Origin of the sequence: Streptomyces sp. NPDC079167, from assembly GCF_040686735.1 — a bacterium.
GTDB lineage: Bacteria > Actinomycetota > Actinomycetes > Streptomycetales > Streptomycetaceae > Streptomyces.
On record NZ_JBFBLO010000009.1, the window covers coordinates 272,657 to 293,817 of the forward strand.

17 protein-coding genes are annotated in these 21,161 nt (G+C 71.9%); 7 read left to right on the plus strand and 10 right to left on the minus strand.

Translation table 11 applies throughout. The features are described 5' to 3' along the window. Positions 1–7: 7 nt before the first annotated feature. The 3 genes from AB0P41_RS20960 (at position 8) to AB0P41_RS20970 (ending at position 3,170) form a co-directional block, all read left to right on the plus strand. Positions 8–934, plus strand: coding sequence for a carbohydrate ABC transporter permease (locus AB0P41_RS20960; RefSeq protein ID WP_356714151.1), 927 nt, complete (start codon positions 8–10; stop codon positions 932–934). Between the two features lie 86 nt (positions 935–1,020). Then, positions 1,021–2,229 (plus strand): ROK family transcriptional regulator, encoded by a 1,209-nt coding sequence (locus AB0P41_RS20965; protein WP_356714129.1) that lies wholly within the window; start codon positions 1,021–1,023, stop codon positions 2,227–2,229. A 35-nt stretch (positions 2,230–2,264) separates the two neighbouring features. Next, positions 2,265–3,170: a Gfo/Idh/MocA family oxidoreductase gene (locus AB0P41_RS20970; RefSeq protein WP_356714130.1), complete on the plus strand. Its 906-nt coding sequence runs from the start codon at positions 2,265–2,267 to the stop codon at positions 3,168–3,170. A 51-nt stretch (positions 3,171–3,221) separates the two neighbouring features. On the opposite strand, the gene AB0P41_RS20975 is transcribed toward AB0P41_RS20970, so the two are convergent. Then, positions 3,222–3,326, minus strand: a complete 105-nt coding sequence (locus AB0P41_RS20975) for a hypothetical protein (protein WP_365933422.1) — start codon at positions 3,324–3,326, stop codon at positions 3,222–3,224. 254 nt (positions 3,327–3,580) lie between these two features. Beyond that, positions 3,581–4,753, minus strand: coding sequence for an epoxide hydrolase (locus AB0P41_RS20980; RefSeq protein ID WP_365933424.1), 1,173 nt, complete (start codon positions 4,751–4,753; stop codon positions 3,581–3,583). 103 nt (positions 4,754–4,856) lie between these two features. Here AB0P41_RS20980 and AB0P41_RS20985 point away from each other — a divergent pair, with 103 nt between their 5' ends. Next, positions 4,857–5,432, plus strand: coding sequence for a CGNR zinc finger domain-containing protein (locus AB0P41_RS20985; RefSeq protein WP_356714132.1), 576 nt, complete (start codon positions 4,857–4,859; stop codon positions 5,430–5,432). Between the two features lie 41 nt (positions 5,433–5,473). Here the strand turns inward: AB0P41_RS20985 and AB0P41_RS20990 are convergent, their stop codons facing one another. From AB0P41_RS20990 to AB0P41_RS21010, 5 genes are all read right to left on the minus strand, one after another. Continuing rightward, positions 5,474–6,577, minus strand: coding sequence for a serine hydrolase domain-containing protein (locus AB0P41_RS20990; RefSeq protein WP_356714133.1), 1,104 nt, complete (start codon positions 6,575–6,577; stop codon positions 5,474–5,476). Positions 6,578–6,727: 150 nt separating this feature from the next. Then, the gene (locus tag AB0P41_RS20995; RefSeq protein ID WP_356714134.1) at positions 6,728–8,551 is read right to left on the minus strand and encodes a SpoIIE family protein phosphatase; all 1,824 of its coding nucleotides are present in this window, start codon (positions 8,549–8,551) and stop codon (positions 6,728–6,730) included. Positions 8,552–8,755: 204 nt separating this feature from the next. Beyond that, positions 8,756–9,970, minus strand: a complete 1,215-nt coding sequence (locus AB0P41_RS21000; RefSeq protein WP_365933426.1) for a thiolase family protein — start codon at positions 9,968–9,970, stop codon at positions 8,756–8,758. Further along, complete coding sequence (locus AB0P41_RS21005) at positions 9,967–10,614, minus strand: CoA transferase subunit B (RefSeq protein ID WP_356714136.1); 648 nt, start codon at positions 10,612–10,614, stop codon at positions 9,967–9,969. Before AB0P41_RS21005 ends, AB0P41_RS21000 begins: the two co-directional genes overlap by 4 nt. After that, a complete protein-coding gene (locus AB0P41_RS21010) occupies positions 10,611–11,384 on the minus strand; it encodes a CoA transferase subunit A (protein ID WP_356714137.1) in 774 nt (257 codons plus the stop codon). Before AB0P41_RS21010 ends, AB0P41_RS21005 begins: the two co-directional genes overlap by 4 nt. A 122-nt stretch (positions 11,385–11,506) precedes the next feature. On the opposite strand from AB0P41_RS21010, the gene AB0P41_RS21015 reads away from it, so the two are divergent. Next, positions 11,507–13,177 (plus strand): IclR family transcriptional regulator C-terminal domain-containing protein, encoded by a 1,671-nt coding sequence (locus tag AB0P41_RS21015; protein WP_365933428.1) that lies wholly within the window; start codon positions 11,507–11,509, stop codon positions 13,175–13,177. 69 nt (positions 13,178–13,246) lie between these two features. Here AB0P41_RS21015 and AB0P41_RS21020 read toward each other — a convergent pair whose 3' ends face one another. Then, a complete protein-coding gene (locus AB0P41_RS21020) occupies positions 13,247–14,389 on the minus strand; it encodes an NAD(P)/FAD-dependent oxidoreductase (protein WP_365933507.1) in 1,143 nt (380 codons plus the stop codon). Between the two features lie 49 nt (positions 14,390–14,438). Further along, positions 14,439–15,122, minus strand: coding sequence for a TetR/AcrR family transcriptional regulator (locus tag AB0P41_RS21025; RefSeq protein WP_365933430.1), 684 nt, complete (start codon positions 15,120–15,122; stop codon positions 14,439–14,441). 205 nt (positions 15,123–15,327) lie between these two features. Between AB0P41_RS21025 and tkt the strand changes: the two genes are divergently transcribed. Together tkt and AB0P41_RS21035 are read left to right on the plus strand one after the other, a co-directional pair. Continuing rightward, positions 15,328–17,517, plus strand: a complete 2,190-nt coding sequence (tkt, locus tag AB0P41_RS21030) for a transketolase (protein WP_365933431.1) — start codon at positions 15,328–15,330, stop codon at positions 17,515–17,517. A gap of 202 nt (positions 17,518–17,719) precedes the next feature. Further along, on the plus strand, positions 17,720–18,241 hold the full coding sequence (locus tag AB0P41_RS21035) for a hypothetical protein (protein ID WP_365933433.1): 522 nt from the start codon (positions 17,720–17,722) through the stop codon (positions 18,239–18,241). A 60-nt stretch (positions 18,242–18,301) separates the two neighbouring features. On the opposite strand, the gene AB0P41_RS21040 is transcribed toward AB0P41_RS21035, so the two are convergent. Further along, positions 18,302–21,160 carry an NHLP bacteriocin export ABC transporter permease/ATPase subunit gene (locus AB0P41_RS21040; RefSeq protein WP_365933434.1) on the minus strand — a complete coding sequence of 953 codons (2,859 nt, stop codon included), beginning with the start codon at positions 21,158–21,160 and terminating at the stop codon, positions 18,302–18,304. Position 21,161 lies beyond the last annotated feature (1 nt).

Genomic DNA, 21,161 nt, shown 5'->3' on the forward strand with positions numbered 1-21,161 from the left:
CCCCACCATGACCCGTGACCGGGCGGAGCGCACCACCCGCCCGCGGCCGGCGCCGCGGCGCCCCCGGCTCACCCGCGCCCAGTTCGAGGAACGGTTCTTCGGGGTCCTGCGCTGGGTCGTGATCGCCTTCCTCGCGGCGATCACGATCGTGCCCTTCTACTACATGCTGATGTTGTCGGTGAAGCCCATCGACGCACTCCTCCTGGACCCGGGGAACCTCTGGGTCTCGGCGAAGGACTTCACGCTCGACACCTACGAGAGCGTCCTGAGGTCCTCGGAGGACGGAGGCCAGGGCTTCCTCGGCATGCTGCTCAACTCGGCACTCGTCGCCGTCGCCACGGTCCTGCTCACACTGGCCGCCGCGGTACCGGGCGCGTACGCCGTCAGCCGGCTGAAGTTCTTCGGCAACCGTCAGGTCAGCGCGGTCTTCCTGGCCGTCTACCTGTTCCCGGCCACGCTGCTGGCCGTCCCGCTCTTCGTCATGTTCGCGAAGATGGGGCTGTCGGGGAGCCTCATCGGGCTCGCCATCGTCTACATCGCGCAGACCGTGCCCGTCTCGATCTACATGCTGAAGAACTACTTCGTCACCATCCCGTTCAGCATCGAGGAGGCGGCGGCGATCGACGGCGCGTCACGGCTGCAGACCGTACGCAAGATCATCCTGCCGCTCGCCCTGCCGACCCTCATGGCCACCGGGCTCTACGTCTTCATGATCGCGTGGAACGAGTTCCTGTTCGCCCTCCTCTTCCTGGCGGCCGACCCCGAACGGTGGACCGTCTCCCTCGGCCTCCAGCAACTCGCCAACGGCATCGAGGTGTCCAAGACGGTGCTGATGGCCGGGTCGGTCGTCCTCACCATCCCTGTGGTACTCCTGTTCTTCTCCGCCGAACGGCTCCTCACCGAGGGCCTGACCAGCGGTGCGGACAAGGGCTGACGCCGGGAGCCGGGAGGCCGGCGAGGAGAGACCGAAAGCCCCTCGGGGCGGGCGCGGACGCGACAGACAGGGCGAGGACGGCGGGGATGGCAGGAAACCAGGCCAGCGCGGGGCATCTGCTGCAGCTCATTCGCAGCGGTGAGGCCACCACGCGCGGCGAGCTCCAGCAGGCGACCGGCCTGTCCCGCTCCACGGTGGGACACCGGCTCGACCAGCTCTTCGGAGCGGGCTGGCTGCGCGGCGCCACCGGCACCTCCACCGGCGGACGCCCCTCCGCCCGGCTGGAGTTCGACCCGGTGCACGCCGTGGTGCTCGTCGCGGACCTGGAGACCCGGCACGCCCGCGTCGCCGCGCTCGACCTCTCCGGCACCGTACTCGCCGAGCACACCGGGGCCCTCGTCATCGCCGACGGTCCCGACCGCGCCCTGGACCAACTGGCGCGCTGGTTCGGCCCGCTGCTCGCCGAGGCGGGCGTGGGAGCCGAGCGGGTCTGCGGCATCGGTCTCTCCGTGCCGGGGCCGGTGGACTGGGAGACGGCGATGATCGTGCAGCCGCCGATCATGCCCGGCTGGGACCGCTTCCCCGTACGGGAACGACTGCGCGAGGCCTGGACCGAACACGTCGGCCCGATGCCGGCCGCCGGGCCCCTGCCCGTCTTCGTCGACAACGACGCCAACCTGATGGCCCTGGCCGAGCAGCGGGCCGGCCATCCGGACTGCAGCGCCTTCGTCCTGATCAAGGCGTCCACGGGGATCGGGGCCGGCGTCGTCGTCGGAGGCGAGGTCTACCGGGGCATCGACGGCGGAGCGGGCGACATCGGCCACATCCGCCTGCACGACCGCCCCGACGCGCTGTGCATGTGCGGGTCCTACGGATGCCTCGCCGCCGTCGCCAGCGGCCGGTCGATCGCCGGGCAGCTCACCGCGGCCGGGGTGCCCACCGCCTCGGGATCCGACGTACGCGAGCATCTCGCCGCGGGCCAGCCGGATGCCGTCAGGCTCGCCCGCGAGGCGGGGCAGCGCGTCGGCGAGGTCCTGGTCACGGTCGTCACGCTGCTCAATCCCGGCGTGCTGATGCTCAGCGGCGACCTCGCCGGCACCCCGTTCCTCACCGGCGTCCGCGAACTCATCTACCAGCGCGCCATGCCGCGCACCACCGCCCACCTCCAGGTCGTCACCTCCGAACTGGGCGACCGCGCCGCCCTGACCGGAGCCGCCCGCATGGTCATCGACCACCTGTACGCCCCCGAACGCGCCGACGCCCGCCTCGCGGCACTCGCCCGTACCGGCGCCTGAGCACACCGCCCCACAGCAGAACGACGGAGAGCACCATGTCCACCGCCCCCCTCCCGGACAGCCGGCCCCACGACCCGGTCCGCGTCGGCCTCGTGGGCGCCGGCCCCTGGGCCCGGGCCATGCACGCCCGCATGCTCGCGGCCGGTCCCGAGACCTCACTGGCGGCGGTCTGGGCGCGCCGCCCCGAGGCCGCGGCCGAGGTCGCCGAGCCCTACGGCGCACCGGTAGCCGCCTCCTTCGAGGAACTCCTCGGCCGTTGCGAGGCGGTCGCGTTCGCCGTGCCGCCCGCCGTCCAGGCCGCCCTCGCACCCCGCGCGGCGGCTGCCGGCCGCGCGCTCCTGCTGGAGAAGCCGCTCGGCGCCGATCTCGACGCGGCCCGCGCCGTGGCGGACGCCGTACGCGACCACGGAGTGGTCTCCCAGCTCGTCCTCACCAAGCGGTACCACCCGGCAACCCGCGCCTTCCTCGCCGAGGCGGCCACCCGTGAGGTCACGGGAGCCCGCTCCTGCTATCTGCACGGGGCCTTCCTCGGCGGGGAGTTCGCGACGTCCTGGCGGCTGGAACACGGCGCTCTGCTCGACCTCGGCCCCCACCTCCTGGACCTCCTCGACACCGCGGTCGCGCCCATCGTCTCCGTACGGGCGACCGGGGATCCGCGCCGCTGGACCGAACTGACCTGCGAGCACGAGAACGGCGCGGTCAGCCAGGCATCCCTCTCCGGCAGCGTACGGCTCCCGAATGCCAGGACCAGGATCGAACTGTTCGGCCCGGGTGAGGAGCTGGTCTACGACACGGCCGGCATCGACCACGAGGAGTGCTGGCCGGTCCTCCGGCGCGAGTTCGCCACCGCCGTCAGGACCGGCCGGGGCACCGGCATCGACGCCGCCCACGGCCTGCACATACAGCAGCTGCTCGACATGGCCGCACGCTCGGCCGGCTGAGCACGGCCGCAACGGCCTTCAGACGACGTCGAATTTGTTGCCCTCGGGGTCCTAAAGGCCAGCGGAGTAGAACCCCGTGTCCGGCTCGTCCTTGATCCGTACGACGGTGGCGCCGACCTCGACCAGCCGTTCCACCGTGGCGTCGACCCGCCGCACGCGGAGGTCCAGCGGGACGTCACGGCCACCACCGACTTCCGGGGCGAGGTGTCACCGGCTCTTGGCGGCCTGCAACTCCGGGACCTGCTGGAACCGCACCCTCGGTCCTCGGCCGGCGGCGGTCCAGGGGCGTACCCCAGGACTCGGCCCAGAAGGCCACCACTCTGCGGATCGGAGCAGTCGATCGTCAGTGGCAGCGTCATCTCCCTGCCCGGAGCGCCCCGACAAGTCTGACAGACGGTGCTCCGTGCTGGTCACCGACGGGCGACCAGCACTGCCGCGAGGCCCTCCCGCAGATCCTTGACGAAATACTCGGGAACCTCCAGCGACGGGAAGTGCCCCCCGTCTTCGGGTGTGCTCCACCGGACGATCCGCCGGTACCGCTCCTGCGCCCAAGGGCGCGGACACTTCTCGACGTCGCGGGGGTACATGGTGAGTGCCGCCGGGACGTCGACCCGGAGCCCGGGATCCAGAGAGTTGTGGCTCTCGTAGTAGATGCGGGCCGCCGATGCGCCTGTCCGCGTCAGCCAGTAGAGGGTGACGTCGTCGAGGATGCGGTCCCGGGACATCGTCTCGAACGGGCTGTCCTCGGTGTCCGACCACTCGGCGAACTTGTCGAGGATCCAGGCGAGTAGCCCGACCGGTGAGTCGACCAGCGAGTAGCCGATGGTCTGCGGCCTGGTCGCCTGCTGCTTCGCGTACGCCGCGCGGTCGCGCCAGAAAGCACTGGTCTCCTCGGCCCACCCGCGCTCGGCCGCCGTCAGCCCGTCCGTCGTCAGACCGGGCGGTCCCTCCGCGAACGTGGTGTGGATGCCGAGCACGTGCGCCGGGAACCTGCCGCCGAGGACCGTGGTGATGTTGCCGCCCCAGTCGCCGCCGTGGGCCACGAACGTGTCGTAGCCGAGCCTTCCCATCAGCTTCACCCAGGCGGCCGCGATCTTCTCGGTTCCCCACCCGGTGGTGGCCGGTTTGTCGCTGTAGCCGAAGCCCGGCAGTGACGGGACCACGACGTGGAACGCCGGTGCGTCCGCATCCTTCGGATCCGCCAGTTCCTCCACCACGTCGACGAACCGGACGACGCTGTCCGGCCAGCCGTGCGTCAGGATCAGAGGAGTGGCATCCGCGCGCGGGGAGCGATGGTGCAGGAAGTGGATTCCCAGATCATCGATGGTCGTGCGGAACTGGCCGACCCGGTGGAGGCGCTCCTCGAACGACCTCCAGTCGTAACCGGTGCGCCAGTAGTTCACGACGTCGACGAGGTCGGCGAGTGGGACGCCCTGTTCCCATCGGTGAGAGCCGGGCGCGGCGGGACGGACCGTCTCGGCCTCCGGGAGCCGCGCCGCGGTCAGTCGCGCCCGCAGATCGTCGAGGTCGGCGTCACTGGCACGGGCTTCGAATGCTTGTACGTCGCTGGTCGGACGGGGCATGAGGCCTCCTGGCCGTCGTGGAGCCGGCCGCGCCTTACCGCGAACCGGCTAAGACGGTTCTAACAGTTCTCCGGGCCGCGCTGCAACCAGCTATGGTGGTTCCATGAGTGCCGCGTTCCCTGACTTCCGCCTCGGCGGCGTGCTGGCGACCAGCTTCACGGGGACTCTGTCGGAGCGCCTTGGGAGCGCTGTGGAGCGCATTCCGGTGCCGGGTCGACTCGTCGACTGGCTCGCGGTGTACGGCCTCACCGTGGACTCCTGCACCCCGGCCCAACTGGACCTCGCCCGTGAACTGAGAGAGTCGATCCACGCCGCCGCGACAGCGGCCGCGATTCAGGACGCCCTCCCCGCATCCGCTGTCCGAACCATCAACGCCCGCAGTGCTCAGGGGCGGGCCGTGGCGATCCTGACGCCCGAGGGCACGCGGCGATGGCGGCTCGGCCCGGATCGCCGCTTGGAGGACGCCCTCGGTGTGATCGCCGCCGACGCGATCAGCATCCTCGCGGGTGAACGGGACGGACGGTTGGCCCTGTGCGCGTCACCGACCTGCCGAGCTGCCTTCTTCGACACCAGCCGGAGCCGCACCCGCAGATGGTGTGACATGAACACATGCGGGAATCGTCAGAAGAAGGCGCGCTTCCACGCCGGCCGGCGCGAAAGCGCCGCATCGGCGGACTGAACGTCACCCGCGGTACACCCGAAGGGTACTCGCGGCCGAGCTCACCGCCGGCCGTTGGCGCACAGTGCGGCGTCCACCGCGCCCTGGAGATGCCCCAGGCTGTCGCCCTCGGCCGCCCAGGTGGTCGTGTAGACGGTCACCGTGCCCCGGCCGCCCGAGGCCCGGCCGCCGCCCACCGAGCCGCCGGGCAGGTCGCCGCCGTGCCCCCAGTAGACGCCGCCGCAGCTGAGCGGGATCGAGGCGACGCCGTAGCCGTAGCGGCTGCCCGCGGGGTAGACGTCCCTGCCGCCGATGCCGGTGGTGTCCCGCGTCATCAGGCGCAGCGCCCAGCCGGGCAGGAGCCGGCCGCCGAACAGGCCGTCCCAGAAGGCGTTGAGGTCCTCGGGCGTGGAGACGAGTCCGCCGGACGCGCCGAACTCGTAGCCGGGTAGCTCGGTCACATCGACGACACCCGCTTCCGGGGACGCGGGGTGCACGCCGTAGTTGCGGGCGTGCGGGCCGCGCAGGGTCAGCTCACCCGGGGCCGGCCAGTAGGTGTCGTCGAGGTGCAGCGGTCGCAGGATCGTACGCTCGACATAGGTGCGGAACCCGACACCCGAGGCCTTGTCGATCACCATGCCGAGCACCAGGTAGTTGGTGTTCGAGTAGCCCCAGTCCTCCCCGGGCCCGAAGACGGGCTCAGCGTCGAGCGCCAGCGCCAGATACTCCTCCGGCGTGCCCGCCTCGGACCAGTCGACCAGCGCGGAGTACTCCGGAAGCCCGCTGGTCTGCTTCAGCAACTGGCGTACGGTGATTGCTCTCCCGGCGAGCTGGGGCACATAGGCCCCGGCGCGGTCGTCGAGGCGTATCCGCCCGTCCGCGACCAGGCGCATGACGGCGGTCGCGGTGAACGCCTTGGTGTCACTGGCCAGCCTGAACCGGCCCTGGGCGCCCGGCATGTGACGGCCGGACACCAGATCCGCGACCCCGGCCGTCCGGGTGGTCCTGCCGTCGTAGGCGAGCGCGCCGGGAACACCGTCCCTGTCCACGAGCAGGTCCAGCTGACGCTGCACCGGGTCCGACGGCCGGGCAGCAGCCACGGGGGCGAGCGCCCCGGTCAGTGTGGCGGTGAGCAGGACTGCTGCGGCAATGTGCCTGCGATGCATGGGTGTTCCCCCTGGGTCGTGGCCCGGATGACGCGGGCCGGCCGGTCGCTCACCGATGACCCTGCCAGGTGCCCGCCGCAAGATCAGTGCGCCCCGGCCCCGAATCGAAGGTGTCCTCAACCCCCCTTGCCAGGACGCCCGTCGTATGCGTCAGGCCGGCTCGGAGGTGTCCCTGACGGGTGTGTCCTCGATGCGGGATCCGGGCGCTCCGCGATTGTCGGCGGCCGGGCTGTGGGCATGCTGCGCCGGTGCCTCGTCGGGGCCGGCGCCGACGCCCGCCGCCGGGATGCGCAGGACCAGCAGGGCGACGTCGTCGCCGCTGGGGTCGATGCGGGCCAGGAGCTCGTCGAGGAAGTCCTCGAGGTCGCGACGGGCCAGGGCCGCGGCATGCCGGCGCAGCGTGGCGAGACCGGCCTCGATGTCGCGGGTGCGGCTCTCGACGAGCCCGTCGGTGTACAGCAGCAGTGTCGACCTGGGCGGGAGGTCCACACGGGCGTCGGGCCATCCCAGGCCCATGTGCAGGGCCGAGCTGAGACCGAGGAGGGGGCCGTGACCGCCTTCGAGGAAACGGGTGTGCCCGTCGGCCGTGATCAGGAGCGGCGGCGGGTGGCCGGCGTTGACCCAGTGGAGCCGCCAGGGCCCGCCCTCCTCGCCTTCGACGCGGGCGAAGACACAGGTGGCCATGGGGGCGTCGCTCGTATGGGTCATGGCCTCGTCCAGACGGCGCATGATCAGACTGGGGGGTTCCGTCCGGTCCCAGGCCAGGGCGCGCAGCATGTTGCGGACCTCGGCCATGTGGGCGGCGGCCTTGAGATCGTGGCCGACGACGTCGCCGATGACCATCGTCAGGACCCCGTCGCCCAGCAGGAAGGAGTCGTACCAGTCCCCGCCGATCTCGGCAGCGCTCTCGGCGGGGCGGTAGCGGGCCGCCATCGCGAGGTGGTCGACCTGCGGGAGGGGGGTGAGGAGCTGGCGCTGCATGGTCTCGGCGACATGGCGCTGCTGCTCGAACAGTACGGCGGCCTCCATGACCAGGCCGGCGCGGCGCGCGATGTCGGCCAGCACGAATACCTCGGCCTCGCTGTAGGAGGTGCCGGGGTCGGTCCGTGCCACCGTCAGCGCGCCGAAGACCTGCCGCCGGGTGTGCAGGGGCACCACCACGGCGCAGCTGCCTCCCAGCCGGTCGAAGAGTTCCCGGTGGGCGCGCGCGAGCGGGCTGTCGGGCGGCTCCGCGAGGGCGTCCGCGTCGAGGACGACGGGCTCGGCGCTCCGCAGGGCCTGGACCACGGCCGAACGGGTGGATTCGGGCAGGGGCGGCAGCGGCCCCTTGAGCGCCTCCGCCGCCCGGTGGTCGCCGGGGGCCCGGACGCTGACGCGCTGCATCTCGCCCGCCTGCCGTGCCGTGTGCACGTCGATCGCCGCCCAGTCACCCATGTCCGGCACGAGCAGCCCGGCCAGCCGGTCGAGCATCTCCGGCGTCTCCAGGGCGGAGATGAGGACCGTCGACACCTCCGCCACCATCGTCAGCCGGGCGGTGAGCCCCTCCAGGGCAGCCAGGTAGGCCGCGGTCTGTTCGGCCGCGTCACGGTGCAGGCTGAAATCGTGGAAGACGACCACCGAGCCTTCCGCACGTCCCTCGTGCCGCAGCGGAGTGGCCGCCCAGATGATCGGCACGAGGGTGCCGTCCCCACGCAGGAAGAGCTCCTCGCTGCCCTCGGAGGTCCGGCCGGTCTCCAGGACGGTCAGCATCGCGCACTCGTCCCGCGGGACCGTGGCGCCGTCCGGTCCGCGGTGCAGCAGGTCGTGCATGTCGTGTCCGAGCATCTCCTCCTGCGGACGGCGGAGAATCTGCTGCGCGCGCGGGTTGCACGCGGTGAGCCGGCCCGTGTTGTCGGTGACGAACACGCCTGTTCCCAGGCTGTCGAACACCGTGCGCATGAAGCCGATGTCCAGCAATCCGTCGGTGGACCTCATCGAGCGGCCCTCGCCGTCCCCGGACGGGCCTCTCCGCCCGTGCTCTCCGCCCTCATGCCTTCCGGACCGCCCGGCGGCGGCAGCCGCACGGGCGGCATCGTGTCCGCCGCCGGAATCACGGTCAGGGAGGTCATGCCGTCCATCATTCATCCGGCCCGCCCGTTCCGCCGCTCGGGAGGCGGCCGGCCCTCGCAGCAGCCCCGGCTACCTCTCCAGCACCAGTGCGGAGCCCTGACCCACGCCTATACAGAGCGTTGCCACGCCCGTCCCGGACCCGGCGGCCCTGAGCTGGTGCGCGACGGATCCGGCGAGGCGGGCCCCCGAGGCGCCGAGCGGATGGCCTATCGCGATCGCTCCACCACGAGGATTGAGGACGGACGGGTCGAGATCGGGCCACTCGGCGACGCAGCCCAGGACCTGGGCGGCGAACGCCTCGTTGAGTTCGAGGGCCGTGAGGTCGGCGAAGCTCCTGCCGGCCCGGTCCAGCGCCCTGTTCACGGCTTCGACGGGGGCGAGCCCGAAGTAGTGCGGTTCATTGGCCGACACCGCGGAGGCCGTGATCCGGGCCAGCGGTTCGCGGCCGGTGGCCCGCAGGCCTTCCTCGTCCGCCAGCAGCAGGGCCGCCGCACCGTCGTTCAGAGGTGAGGAGTTGCCCGCGGTGACGGTGCCGCCGTCCGCACGGAAGGACGGGCGGAGCTTGGCCATGGCATCCAGCGAGGCGTCGTCCCTGATGCACTCGTCCCGGTCGACGACGAGCGGACCGCCCTTCCGGCGCGGGATGGTCAGCGGCGCGATCTCCCCGTCGAACAGCCCCGCCGCCCGTGCCGCCGAGGCCTTCCGGTGGGAGGCGAGGGCGAACTCGTCCTGCTGCTCCCGGCTGATGGAGTGCTTGTCGGCGATCAGCTCGGCGCTCTCGCCGAGCGGCACTGTCCACTGCGGATCCATCCGGGGATTGACCATGCGCCAGCCCAGCGTGGTCGAGTACATCTCGGGGTGCCCGGCGGGGAAGGCGCGGTCGCTCTTGGGCAGGACGTACGGGGCGCGGGTCATCGACTCGACGCCACCGGCCACGACGAGCGAGTGGTCCCCGAGCGCCACCGCACGGGCCGCCTGCACGACGGCTTCGAGGCCGGAGGCGCAGAGCCGGTTGACGGTCACGCCGGGGACGGAGACCGGCAGGCCCGCGAGGAGCGTGGCCATCCTGCCGACGTTGCGGTTCTCCTCACCCGCACCGTTGGCGTTGCCCAGCACCACGTCACCGATGCGCGACGGGTCGAGCTCCGGGGTGCGGTCGAGCAGCGCGCGGATGGCGTGGGCGGCGAGGTCGTCGGGCCGCACCTGCGCCAGCGCCCCGCCGTACCTGCCGATCGGGGTGCGGACGGCGTCGACGACGTACACGTCGCGGGGGCGGAAGCTCATGAGGTGGCCCTTTCGGGAACGAGGACCGGGGCGGCCGTCCTCTCCATGACCTCGGCGGCGGTCACCCCGGGTGCGGTCTCCACCAGGACCAGGCCGCCGTCGGTCACGTCGAGCACGGCGAGGTCCGTGATGATGCGCTGGACGCACGCCTTGCCGGTCAGCGGCAGGGTGCATTCCTCGACGATCTTCGGGCTGCCGTCCTTGGAGGTGTGCGTCATGGTCACGATGACGCGGCGGGCCCCGTGCACGAGATCCATGGCCCCGCCGATGCCGGTCACCATCTTCCCCGGCACCGCCCAGTTGGCGAGGTCGCCTTGGGCCGAGACCTCCATGGCCCCGAGGACGGCGGCGTCGATGTGACCGCCCCGGATCATGCCGAAGGAGAGCGCCGAGTCGAAGAAGGAGGCGCCGGGACGCACGGTCACCGTCTCCTTCCCCGCGTTGATCAGATCGGGGTCGACGTCCTCGTCGTACGGGAAGGCGCCGGTGCCCAGGATGCCGTTCTCGGACTCCAGGACGACGTGCACGCCCTCGGGCAGGTGGTTGGGAATCAGCGTCGGCAGTCCGATGCCGAGGTTGACGTACTCGCCGTCGCGCAGCTCCGCGGCCGCTCTGGCCGCCATCTCGTTCCTGCTCCAGGTCATCGGTCCCGCGCCTCCCGCTCCGTGATCGTCCGCTTCTCGACCTTCTTGTCCACGGCCTGCTCGGGTGTCAGCGCGACCACCCGCTGGACGAAGATGCCGGGCAGGTGCACGTGGTCCGGGTCGATCTCGCCGGGTTCGACCAGCTCCTCGACCTCCGCGACGGTGACGCGGCCGGCCATGGCCGCGAGCGGGTTGAAGTTGCGCGCGGACTTGTTGAAGACCAGATTGCCGTGCCGGTCGCCCTTCGCCGCCCTGACGAGGGCGAAGTCGGTGCGGATGCTGTGCTCCAGGACGTACTCCGTGCCGTCGAAGTCGCGCACCTCCTTGGCCGGGGAGGCGACGGCCACCCCGCCGTCGCCGTCGTAGCGCCAGGGGAGACCGCCGTCGGCGACCTGCGTGCCCACGCCTGCGGGGGTGTAGAACGCGGGTATCCCCGCCCCGCCGGCCCTGAGGCGCTCGGCGAGGGTGCCCTGGGGGATCAGCTCCAGCTCCAGCTCACCGCCGAGGTACTGCCGGGCGAACTCCTTGTTCCCGCCGATGTACGAGCCGGTCACGCGGGTGATCCGGCCGGCGGAGAGCAGCACCGCGAGCCCCGAGTCCATCGCCCCGCAGTTGTTGGACACGACTCCGAGCCCGCTGACGCCGCTCGCGTACAGAGCGTCGATCAACACGTTCGGCACACCGCTGAGACCGAATCCTCCCACCGCCACCGAAGCGCCGTCCGGCACGTCGGCGACGGCCAGCGCCGCTGACGCGACCACCTTGTCCATGGGACCGCCCATCCACTAGTGTTCGCATGGTGAAGTTTCCTTCACTATGATGGTGTGAGTCTGCCGCCAGGGCCGGAGCTCTGTCAACGGTCCCGGCGCCTGCCCCACCCGACGGAGGACACATGGCACCGAACGGCACGTCACGGACGGGCGGGGAGACACCCGCGGAGGCGGTGGCCCCGCTGATGCGTGGCATAGCCGTCCTGCGCCGGCTGACCGACGCCGACGGCTCCCTCGGCCTCAGTGATCTGGAGCGCGCCACCGGGCTGGCACGCTCGACCGTCGACCGGATCACGCTCACGCTCGCCCGCACGGGATACGTACGTCTGGACGGCAAGGTCGTCACCCTCGCCCCCCGCCTGATGGAGCTGGGCAACGCCTACCTCATCTCCGCCCGCCTTCCCGGCCTCCTCGGCGGCCGGGTGGACGCCCTCGCGGAGGAACTCGACGAGTCCGTCTCCCTCGCCGTCCCCGACGGCAGCGGCGTCCGCTTCGTGCACCAGACCACCCGCCGGCGCGCGATGTCCCTGCGCTTCCGCATCGGTGACCTGCTGCCGGCCGAACGCACCGCCCCCGGCACGCTGTTCGCCACCCGATGGGGGGCCGAGGAGTGGCGGGCCTGGCGGGAGCGGCGGGCTTCGGACCCGGACGGAGCAGGCTTCCCCTCCCTGCCTCCGGGTCCGCGTCCGGCGGACGACCTGTTCGAGGAGCGCGTGGAAGGGGCACGGGCGGACGGCTGGGTGGTGGACGACCAGCTGATCGAGCCAGGCCTCCTCGCCCTCGCCGTGCCCGTCCGCGATCACGCCGGCGGCATCGCGTGCGCGCTCAGCGTGGTCAGCCACACCAGCAGGCACACCGCGCGGGGCCTGCGCGAGGACCTCCTGCCCCAGCTGCTCGACGCCGCCTCGGCGATGGAGCGCCGACTGCGTGACGCGTCTCCCGCGAGCCCTGCGGCGGCCCCGGCCCCGGGGCCCCTCGCCTCCTGGACCGCGGCCTCGAAGCAGGAGCTCGGCCGGGAGTTCATCGAGTCCCTCGCCCGGGGCCTGACCGTCATCACCGCCTTCGGGGAGAACGGCACCGCTCTGACGCTCAGCGCAGTCGCACGCGCCACCGGTCTCTCACGCGCCTCCGCCCGCCGCGCCCTGATCACCCTCGAACACCTCGGATACGTCATGGCCGACGGCCGTGAACACCGGCTGACACCACGCGTCCTGGCCCTCGGCTACGCCCCGCTCTCCCGCACGACCCTGGCGCGGATCGCCGACCCGCACCTCGCCGCGCTGGCGGAACGGATCCAGGATTCCGCCTCCCTCGCCGTCCTCGTCGACGACTCCGTGCAGTACGTGGCGCGCGCCGCCACCCACCGCATCATGAACGTCGACATCACCGTCGGCACACGCTTTCCCGCCTACGCCACCTCTCTGGGCCGTGCCCTGCTGGCCGGACTGCCCGCGGATGAGCTCGGGCCCCTCCTCGACCACGCGGAGCTGCGCCCCCTGGCGCCCCACACCCTCACCCACCGCACCGAACTCGAAGCCGCCCTGGAGCGCGTGTGCACCGAGGGATACGCCCTGGTCGACGAGGAGCTGGAGGCGGGCCTGCGCTCGATCGCCGTACCCGTACGGGACCGGGCGGGCACGGCGGTCGCGTCCGTCAACGTCGCCATGCACAGCAGCAGCCGGACGATCGGCGAATGCCTGGAGCAGGTGCTGCCCGAACTGCGACGCACCGCGGGGGACATCGAGTCCGAACTGCACACGGCGGCCCGCTTCGCGGACGTGGCGGTGATGTGAACCGGCTCCGGTGACCCGGCCCCGCCCGGGGCATAGGCACACGGCGCCGGCGACGCCGCAGCCGTGTGCCTATGCCCCGTGAGAGGTGAACATGTCGATGAGCAGCTGCGGTGCCCGGTCGTCGAACAGGGTCTCCTGGCCCCGCGCGGACTCCAGAGCGGTCTGCTCGCTCCGGGCGAACAGGACCGCCTCATAGGACGACAGCGCGGCCTCGGTGTCCCCCTGGTGTGCGGCGACGGCCTGCCCCAGGTCGGCACCGTCGATCATGGCGAGGTTGGCGCCCTCGCCCGCGAACGGGGACATCAGGTGCGCGGCGTCGCCGAGCAGGGTGACACCGGGAAGGCGCTGCCAGCGGTGCCCGGTGGGCAGTGCGTGGATGAGCCGGGGGGTCAGTGGGCCGTCCGCATCGGTGATCAGCCTGCGCAGGCCGGGCGCCCAGGAGGTGAAGTGCGCCAGCACTGCGGCCTTCGCGGCCTCGGTGTCGGTGAAGTCGATGGTGGACAGCCAGTCCTCGGCTGCGCGCAGCGCGGCGTAGACGTGCAGACTTCCGTCCGTCTCGCGGTGGGCGAGGAACCCCTTGTTCTCGCCGAGGCCGAAGAACATCCCGCCCCCGATCAGCTCGGCGCACTCGGGGTGGCGGGCATCGGCGTCGTGGAGGTCGAGCTCGACGAAGGAGATGCCGGTGTACGCGGGCCGGGCACCGGACAGCAGCGGCCGGATCCTCGACCACGCGCCGTCCGCCCCGATGAGCAGGCCGGTGGTGCACGTGGTGCCGTCCGCGAGCGTCACCGTGTGGCGCCCGTCGCCGAGCGGCTCCGCCCCCATGACCTTGGCGCCCCAGCGGACGGTGTCCCCGGGGAGCGCGTCGAGCAGGAGATCGCGCAGATCGCCCCGGTCGATCTCGGGCCGGTCACCGGTGCCGTCGTCCTTCTGGTCCAGCAGCACGCGGCCCTGCTTGTCGACCACGCGCGCGGCTTCGCCGCCGGGATGCACCCGGGCCCGGAACTCCTCGTACAGTCCCGCGGCGCGCATCGCCGCCTGGCCGGTCTCCCCGTGGATGTCGAGCATGCCGCCCTGGGTGCGGGCATGCCGATCGGCGTCCAGGTCGAAGACGGCGGACTCGATGCCGTGTACACGCAGAACCCTGGCGAGGACCAGACCGCCGATGCCGGCGCCGACGATGGTTATGGGGTGGTGCGGGGTGGTGTTCATGGTCATGCCTTCGCTTTCCTTCGTACGGGCACGGGCGCTTCCGGCGAGCTCAGCGGGGTGTGCCGGCCGTGCCGTTGACGACCGCACGGAAGATCCAGGCCAGCCTCTGCTGCGGGGTGCCGGAGGCGAGGTCGCTGCCGAGCGCGGCGATGCGTGGATGGGTCCGGGGGGATGCCTGCCGCAATGTCCCGACGAGCGCGTCGTGCTCGGCCTCGGCGTCGGGATCACCCGCGCGCCCGGACTGCTCGGCCGCGGTGGCGGTGGCCACCTGGAGGAGTACGTCCACTCCCCAGGCGGCCTGCGCGTCGGGTACGTCGCCCTGGTGCAGGATCGCGAGGACCGTCTCGACGAGTGCCAGGTAGTGCGGCCCGGCGGGCCGGGCGAGCAGTGCGGAATGGGCGAGGCCGGGGTGGTCGAACAGGACGCGGGTGTACGACAGGAGTACCTGTGCCAGCCGGTCACGCCAGTCGCCGTCGCCGGTGGCCGGAGTGAGATCGACCTCCCCGAGAAGTTCCTCGAGGATCGCGGCGTGCAGTTCCGCCGTGCCGGCGACGTACACGTACAGGGACGCGGCCCCGGTGTCGAGCTCCTGGGCCAGTCGGCGCATGGTGACGCGCTGCAGTCCTTCGGCGGCCATGAGCCGGACGGCGGCGGCGACGATGGTCTCGTGGGTGAGGGCAGGCTTGGCCGGCCGTTCTCGGCGGCTTCGGGGTTCCGGGGATCGCGGGGTCACTCCTGAACCGTAACGAACATGTTCGTCACGAACAAGTTCGTCGTGTCTGTCGGGGGCCGCAGAGGGTAGGCGCGGGTCGACGGGACCTTTCGCCGCCGCCACTCCGGGTGCGGAGGGCGGCGGGAAAACGGAGGATGCGAGAGGTGGCGAGCCGCACCTACCGGCCCCGTCGTACCGAGAAGCGACGTCCGAGGGAGACAACACCATGGCGCCCGAGCGATCCTCTTCCGGCCTCACGGCATCACGAGACCCCGGCCTCGCCCGGCCACTGGCCGAGCGGGCGGGGTGGAGCGACGTGGACCTGCGTGCGGTGGACACCGTGCGGGTGCTCGCCGCCGACGCCGTCCAGAAGAAGGGCAACGGCCATCCAGGTACGGCGATGAGTCTGGCCCCGCTCGCCTACCTGCTGTTCCAGCAGGTCATGCGGCACGACCCCGCCGATGACCAGTGGCTGGGCAGGGACCGCTTCGTCCTCTCGTGCGGCCACACCAGCCTCACCCTCTACATCCAGCTCTACCTGGCCGGCTACGGCCTGGAGATGGAGGACCTGAAGGCGCTGCGGACCTGGGGGTCGGCGACCCCCGGCCACCCGGAGTACCGGCACACCCGCGGCGTCGAGATCACCACAGGGCCGCTGGGCCAGGGCATGGGCGCCTCCGTCGGGATGGCGATGGCCGCACGCCGCGAGAGGGGACTGCTCGACCCGGATGCCGCACCGGGCACCAGCCCCTTCGACCACCACGTCTACGTGCTGGCGTCCGACGGCGACATGATGGAGGGCGTCGCCTCCGAGGCCGCGTCGCTGGCCGGCCATCAGCAACTGGGCAACCTCATCACCTTCTACGATTCCAACCAGATCTCCATCGAGGACGACACCGACATCTCCTTCAGCGAGGACGTCCCGGCCCGCTTCGCCGCGTACGGCTGGCATGTACAGACCGTGGACTGGACCCGTACGGGCGACTACGTCGAGGACGTCGACGCGCTGCTGGCCGCGATCGAGGCGGCGAAGGCGGAGCGGTCCAGGCCCTCTCTGATCATGCTGCGCACGATCATCGGATGGCCCGCGCCGACGAAGAGGAACACGGGTAAGGCACACGGGTCGGCCCTCGGGGACGACGAGGTGGCCGGCACCAAGCGGCTCCTCGGCTTCGACCCCGAGGTGTACTTCCCCATGGAGGACGAGGTCCTCGCCCACACCCGGGCCGTGGGGGAGCGGGGCAGGGAAGCCCGGAAGCGCTGGGAGCGGACCTACGAGGACTGGCGGACCGCCGCTCCGGAGCGGGCGGCCCTGCTGGACCGGCTGCGGGAGCAGGAGCTCCCGGACGGCTGGGCCGACGCCCTGCCGGACTTCCCCGCCGACCCCAAGGGGATGGCAACCCGCAAGGCGTCCGGCAAGGTGCTCACCGCGCTCGCCCCGGTCCTGCCGGAGCTGTGGGGCGGCTCCGCGGACCTCGCGGGCAGCAACAACACCACCATGGACGGCGAGCCGTCCTTCATCCCGGCGGACCGCCAGACGGCCGAGTTCTCGGGAGGCCCCTACGGGCGCACGCTGCACTTCGGTATCCGTGAGCACGCCATGGGCGCGGTGCTCAACGGCATCGCGCTGCAGAGCCTGACCCGGCCCTACGGTGGCACGTTCCTGACGTTCAGCGACTACATGCGCCCCGCGGTCCGCCTCGGCGCCCTGATGAAGCTTCCCGCGACCTACGTGTGGACCCACGACTCGATCGGTCTCGGCGAGGACGGCCCCACCCACCAGCCCGTCGAACACCTGGCCGCACTGCGTGCGATCCCCGGGCTCGATGTCGTACGCCCCGGTGATGCCAACGAGACCACCGTCTGCTGGCGGACGATCCTGGAGCACACCGACCGGCCCGCCGGCCTCGTCCTGACCCGGCAGAACCTGCCGGTGCTCGACCGGGCCGACGGGGTCCACGCCTCCGCCGGGGGAGCGGCGCGCGGCGCCTACGTCCTGGTGGAGGCCGCCGGGACCGCCCCCGACGTCATCCTGGTGGCGACGGGGTCGGAGGTCCAGATCGCCCTCGACGCGCGCAAGCTGCTCGTCGACGAAGGACTGGCCGTCCGCGTGGTCTCGATGCCCTGCCGCGAATGGTTCGCCGAGCAGCCGCTGTCCTACCAGGACGAGGTGCTGCCGCCGGACGTGCGGGCACGCGTCAGCGTCGAGGCCGCCGTGGGCCAGGGGTGGCGCGAGGTGGTCGGCGACGCCGGCCGGATCGTCAGCCTGGAGCACTACGGCGCATCCGCCGACTACCAGCGGCTGTACGACGAGTTCGGCATCACCGCCGAGGCCGTGGCCGCAGCGGCGCGCGCCGCCATCCGCGACGCGGTCGAGCCTCCCAGGCCGGGCGGGCGACGGACCGAGAGCTCCTGAGGGCTGCGACCAGCAGGGGCCGAGCCGCCACGCCATCGGGTGACGCGGCTCGGCCGTGCGGGTGACAGCGGCTACCGGAGACGGCCACCGGGCGGGCCGGTGTTCCAGTATCGGGTGCCGCCGCCGTCCCCGGCGGAACGCGCGTCGCCCGCGTCTGTGCCGGCGACCGACGCGACCACGGCTGTTCGAGGAGGTCCCTCCCATGCGTTCACGCGTCATCGCAGTCATGGCCGCCGCGGCCACTGCCGCCGCCCTTCCGCAACCCGCCCACGCCGCCCCGGTCGTCGACGGGATCTACCGGTTCGCGGCTCTGCAGGACGGCAGGTGCCTGGTCTGGACCAGAACGCACGCGAACATCGGCCCGGTGGAGCTGGGCGCCTGCACGGGCAGCACGTCGACCTCGGCGGACTGGCAGGTGCGGCAACGTCCCAACGGGACGATGGAGGTCTCCACACCGGGCTCGAATCCGCGCACCTGCCTCGGCCTGACCACGGACCACAGGGTGAAGGTCGGCGACACCTGCGCCGACAGGTACGCCGAGTGGACCGTCTCCTTCGGCTCCGCGGGTCCCGGAAGCGTGGTGTGGGCCGACATCGAGCACACCCCCGGAGACGGGTCCACCTCGTGGGGGAAGTTGGTCGACAGCCCTGATGTAACCGGTCGGATCGTGGTGAGGCAGGCCCCCATCGAGCCGCACTACTGGGAGTTGCGGCAGGTCGGCTAGTCACCTCACGGCCACCGCACCACCAGGTTCCGCCGGAACGAGCCGGCGGGTCGACAGCCCTCAGCTCATCTGGCGCCGCACCAGTTCGTGGAGCTGCCCGGCCGTGTCCGCGAGGAGCTCGGCGGGCGGCCCCTCCTGGACGACACGGCCGTCCGCCATGACGATCACCCGGTCGGCGTCCATGACCGTGGACAGCCGGTGCGCGATCACCACACGGGTGGCCCGCAGGGACCGGGTGCTCTCGATGACGGTCCGCTGGGTCTCGTTGTCCAGCGCGCTGGTCGCCTCGTCGAAGAAGAGGATGCGGGGGCGCCGGACGAGCGCCTGGGCGATCATCAGCCGCTGGCGCTGCCCCCCGGAGATCGAGCCTCCGCCGGAGATCATCGTCTGCAGCCCCATCGGCATCCGCTTGATGTCCTCGGCCAGCCCCGCCATCGCCGCGGCCTCCCACGCCTCCTCCTGGGTGAAGACCTCGGCGCCGCAGATGCAGTCCAGGATCGACCCGGACAGCGGCTGGGCGTTCTGCAGGACGACCCCGCACTGACGGCGCACCGCCGCCTGATCGAGCGCCGTCAGGTCCTGGCCGTCGTACAGGACACTGCCGGAGACCGGCTTGTCGAAGCCGATGAGCAGCCTCAGCAGGGTCGACTTGCCGCACCCGCTGGGGCCGACGACCGCGACGAACTCGCCCGGGCGCACGGTCAGCGACACGTCGTCGAGGACGACGGGGCCGTCGGCGGAGTAGCGGAAGGACACACCCCTGGCCTCGATCTCCCCGGACAGCTCGCCCGGCTGGGTGCTGGCGCCGCGTACCTCGGGTGCCTCGTCCAGCACCGGCTTGATCTGCTCGAACATCGGCAGCACGGCGGCGGCGGACACGAACGCCCCGGTCAGCTGGGTGACGGCCGTCAGCAGCATCGTCACGGACGTGTTGAAGGTCAGGAACTCGGCGGCCGTGAGGGATCCGCGTGCCGGGCCCGCCAGCAGGACGAAGACGACCAGCGAACACAGCGGCAGATAGACCGCGTTCAGGACGGTCGTCATGTTCTTGATCCGGCCCGCACGCTTCTGCAGCTCGCGGCTGCGGGCGAACTCCGCGGCCCACGCCCCGTACGCGAAGCTCTCCGCCGCCGCGACCCGCAGCTTGGGCAGCCCCCGCAGCGTCTGGAACGCCTGGTTGTTGAGCTTGTTGCCCAGCACGACCAGACGGCGCTGCCAACGCAGCTCCCACATGCCCATGGTGAGGAACACCCCGGCGATGACCACCAGCATCGCGACGGCCGTGAGCGCCAGCGGCACACTGAACCAGAGCAGCAGACCCAGATTCATCGCCCCGAGCGTGCCCGCCTGCACCACGACCGGACCGGTGCCGGACAGCACCCTGCGGATCGAGCTCACCCCCATCGCCGCGCTCGCCAGTTCGCCCGTGGAGCGCTCGGTGAAGAACCTCGTCGGCAGCCGCAGCAGCCGGTCCCAGACCGCGGGCTGGAGCGTGCTCTCGATCCGCCCCTCCATCCGCAGGATCGTGAGGTTCTGCAGCAGCATGAAGGCCGCCGAGACCACAGCGGAGATGATGACGGCCAGTGACACCTGCACGATGAGGGCGTTCTGGGCGTTGGGCACGTACACGCCGAGCACCTTGCCGGTCGCGATCGGCACCAGAGCGCCCAGCGCCACCGTCACCAGCCCCGCCAGCACCAGTCTCCGCAGGTCACCCCGGGTGCCGAACAGGCCGAAGCGCAGCAGCTGCCTCTTGTTCAAGGGCTGCTCCGGCAGCGGCCGGTAGAACATCACGGCCCGCTCGTCGAACTCCTGCGCGGAGGACTTGTCGACACGGCTGCGCCGCCCCGTCAGCGGGTTGACCGCCTCGTAGCGGCCACGGCGCCAGAGCAGGGCGACCGGTGCTCCGGACGCGGCCCGCCGGCCCACCAGCGGACCGGAGTTCTCCCGCCACCAGCGTCCGTCGAGCCGCACCGCCCTCGTGCGGACGCGCGAGGCGACCGCGACCCGCTCCACCGGGTCGATCCGGTCGCTCACCGCCCCGCCCGTCGCGGGCTCACCGAGGACGATCCCGGAGTCCCGCGCCACCAGGCGGCAGGCCGCGTACACCGCGTCGTCCGAGGCCCCCGTCGCGGGCGAGGAGCCCCTCCGGGACCGGCCGATCGACGTCAGCAGCGCCTGGTCGGCCTCCTTGCGGACGGCCTCGCCCGCCTTCATGCCCGCCGCGGTCCGGTCCTCGTGCGCGCGCTCCAGCTGTTCGATCCAGCGGTCCAGTGCCGACAGCAGACGGTACTGCTGATTGACCATGCCCTGCCACATCACCGGGTCGACGAGCAGGTCGCCCGACGCCTCGGCGCTGAACGCGGCGCCGTACTGCACACTGCCGGGCGACACCGGAAGCCACAGGATGTCCTCGTCGCCCGCCTCCTCGTCGAAGGTGGTCCGCCCGTCCAGCGGGGCCTCGAACAGCACCCGCCGGCCCCGTCCAACGCCGAGCGAGAAGGCGTGCTCCAGCAGGCTCAGCGTGGCGTCCCCGGTGTCGTAACGGCTGCGGTACCGAGCCTCGTACGCCCCCTGGTCCGCGTACTCCGGCCGGTACAGCTCACGCAGCGGGATGCGGCGCAGCACGCACTCCTGGAGCGGCCGCCCGACCAGGGTGTGCTGCGGGCCCTCGACCGGGCCCAGCACGAGCGTTCCCGGTTCCAGCCGGCCCAGGAAGTGCCAGTGACCCTGCTCCACCGCGTCCACGGCGAACAGGTCGAGGGAACCGCCCACGACGAGCCACAGCACCTGGGGGCCTTCCAGCGACAGACTCCGCAGCCCGGCGCAGTCCACCGGCTCACCGAGAGCACCCAGCGCGCCGATCACCGGGTCCTGCCCGGAAGCCTCCGCGCCGGCGAGAGGATGTACGGATGCCACG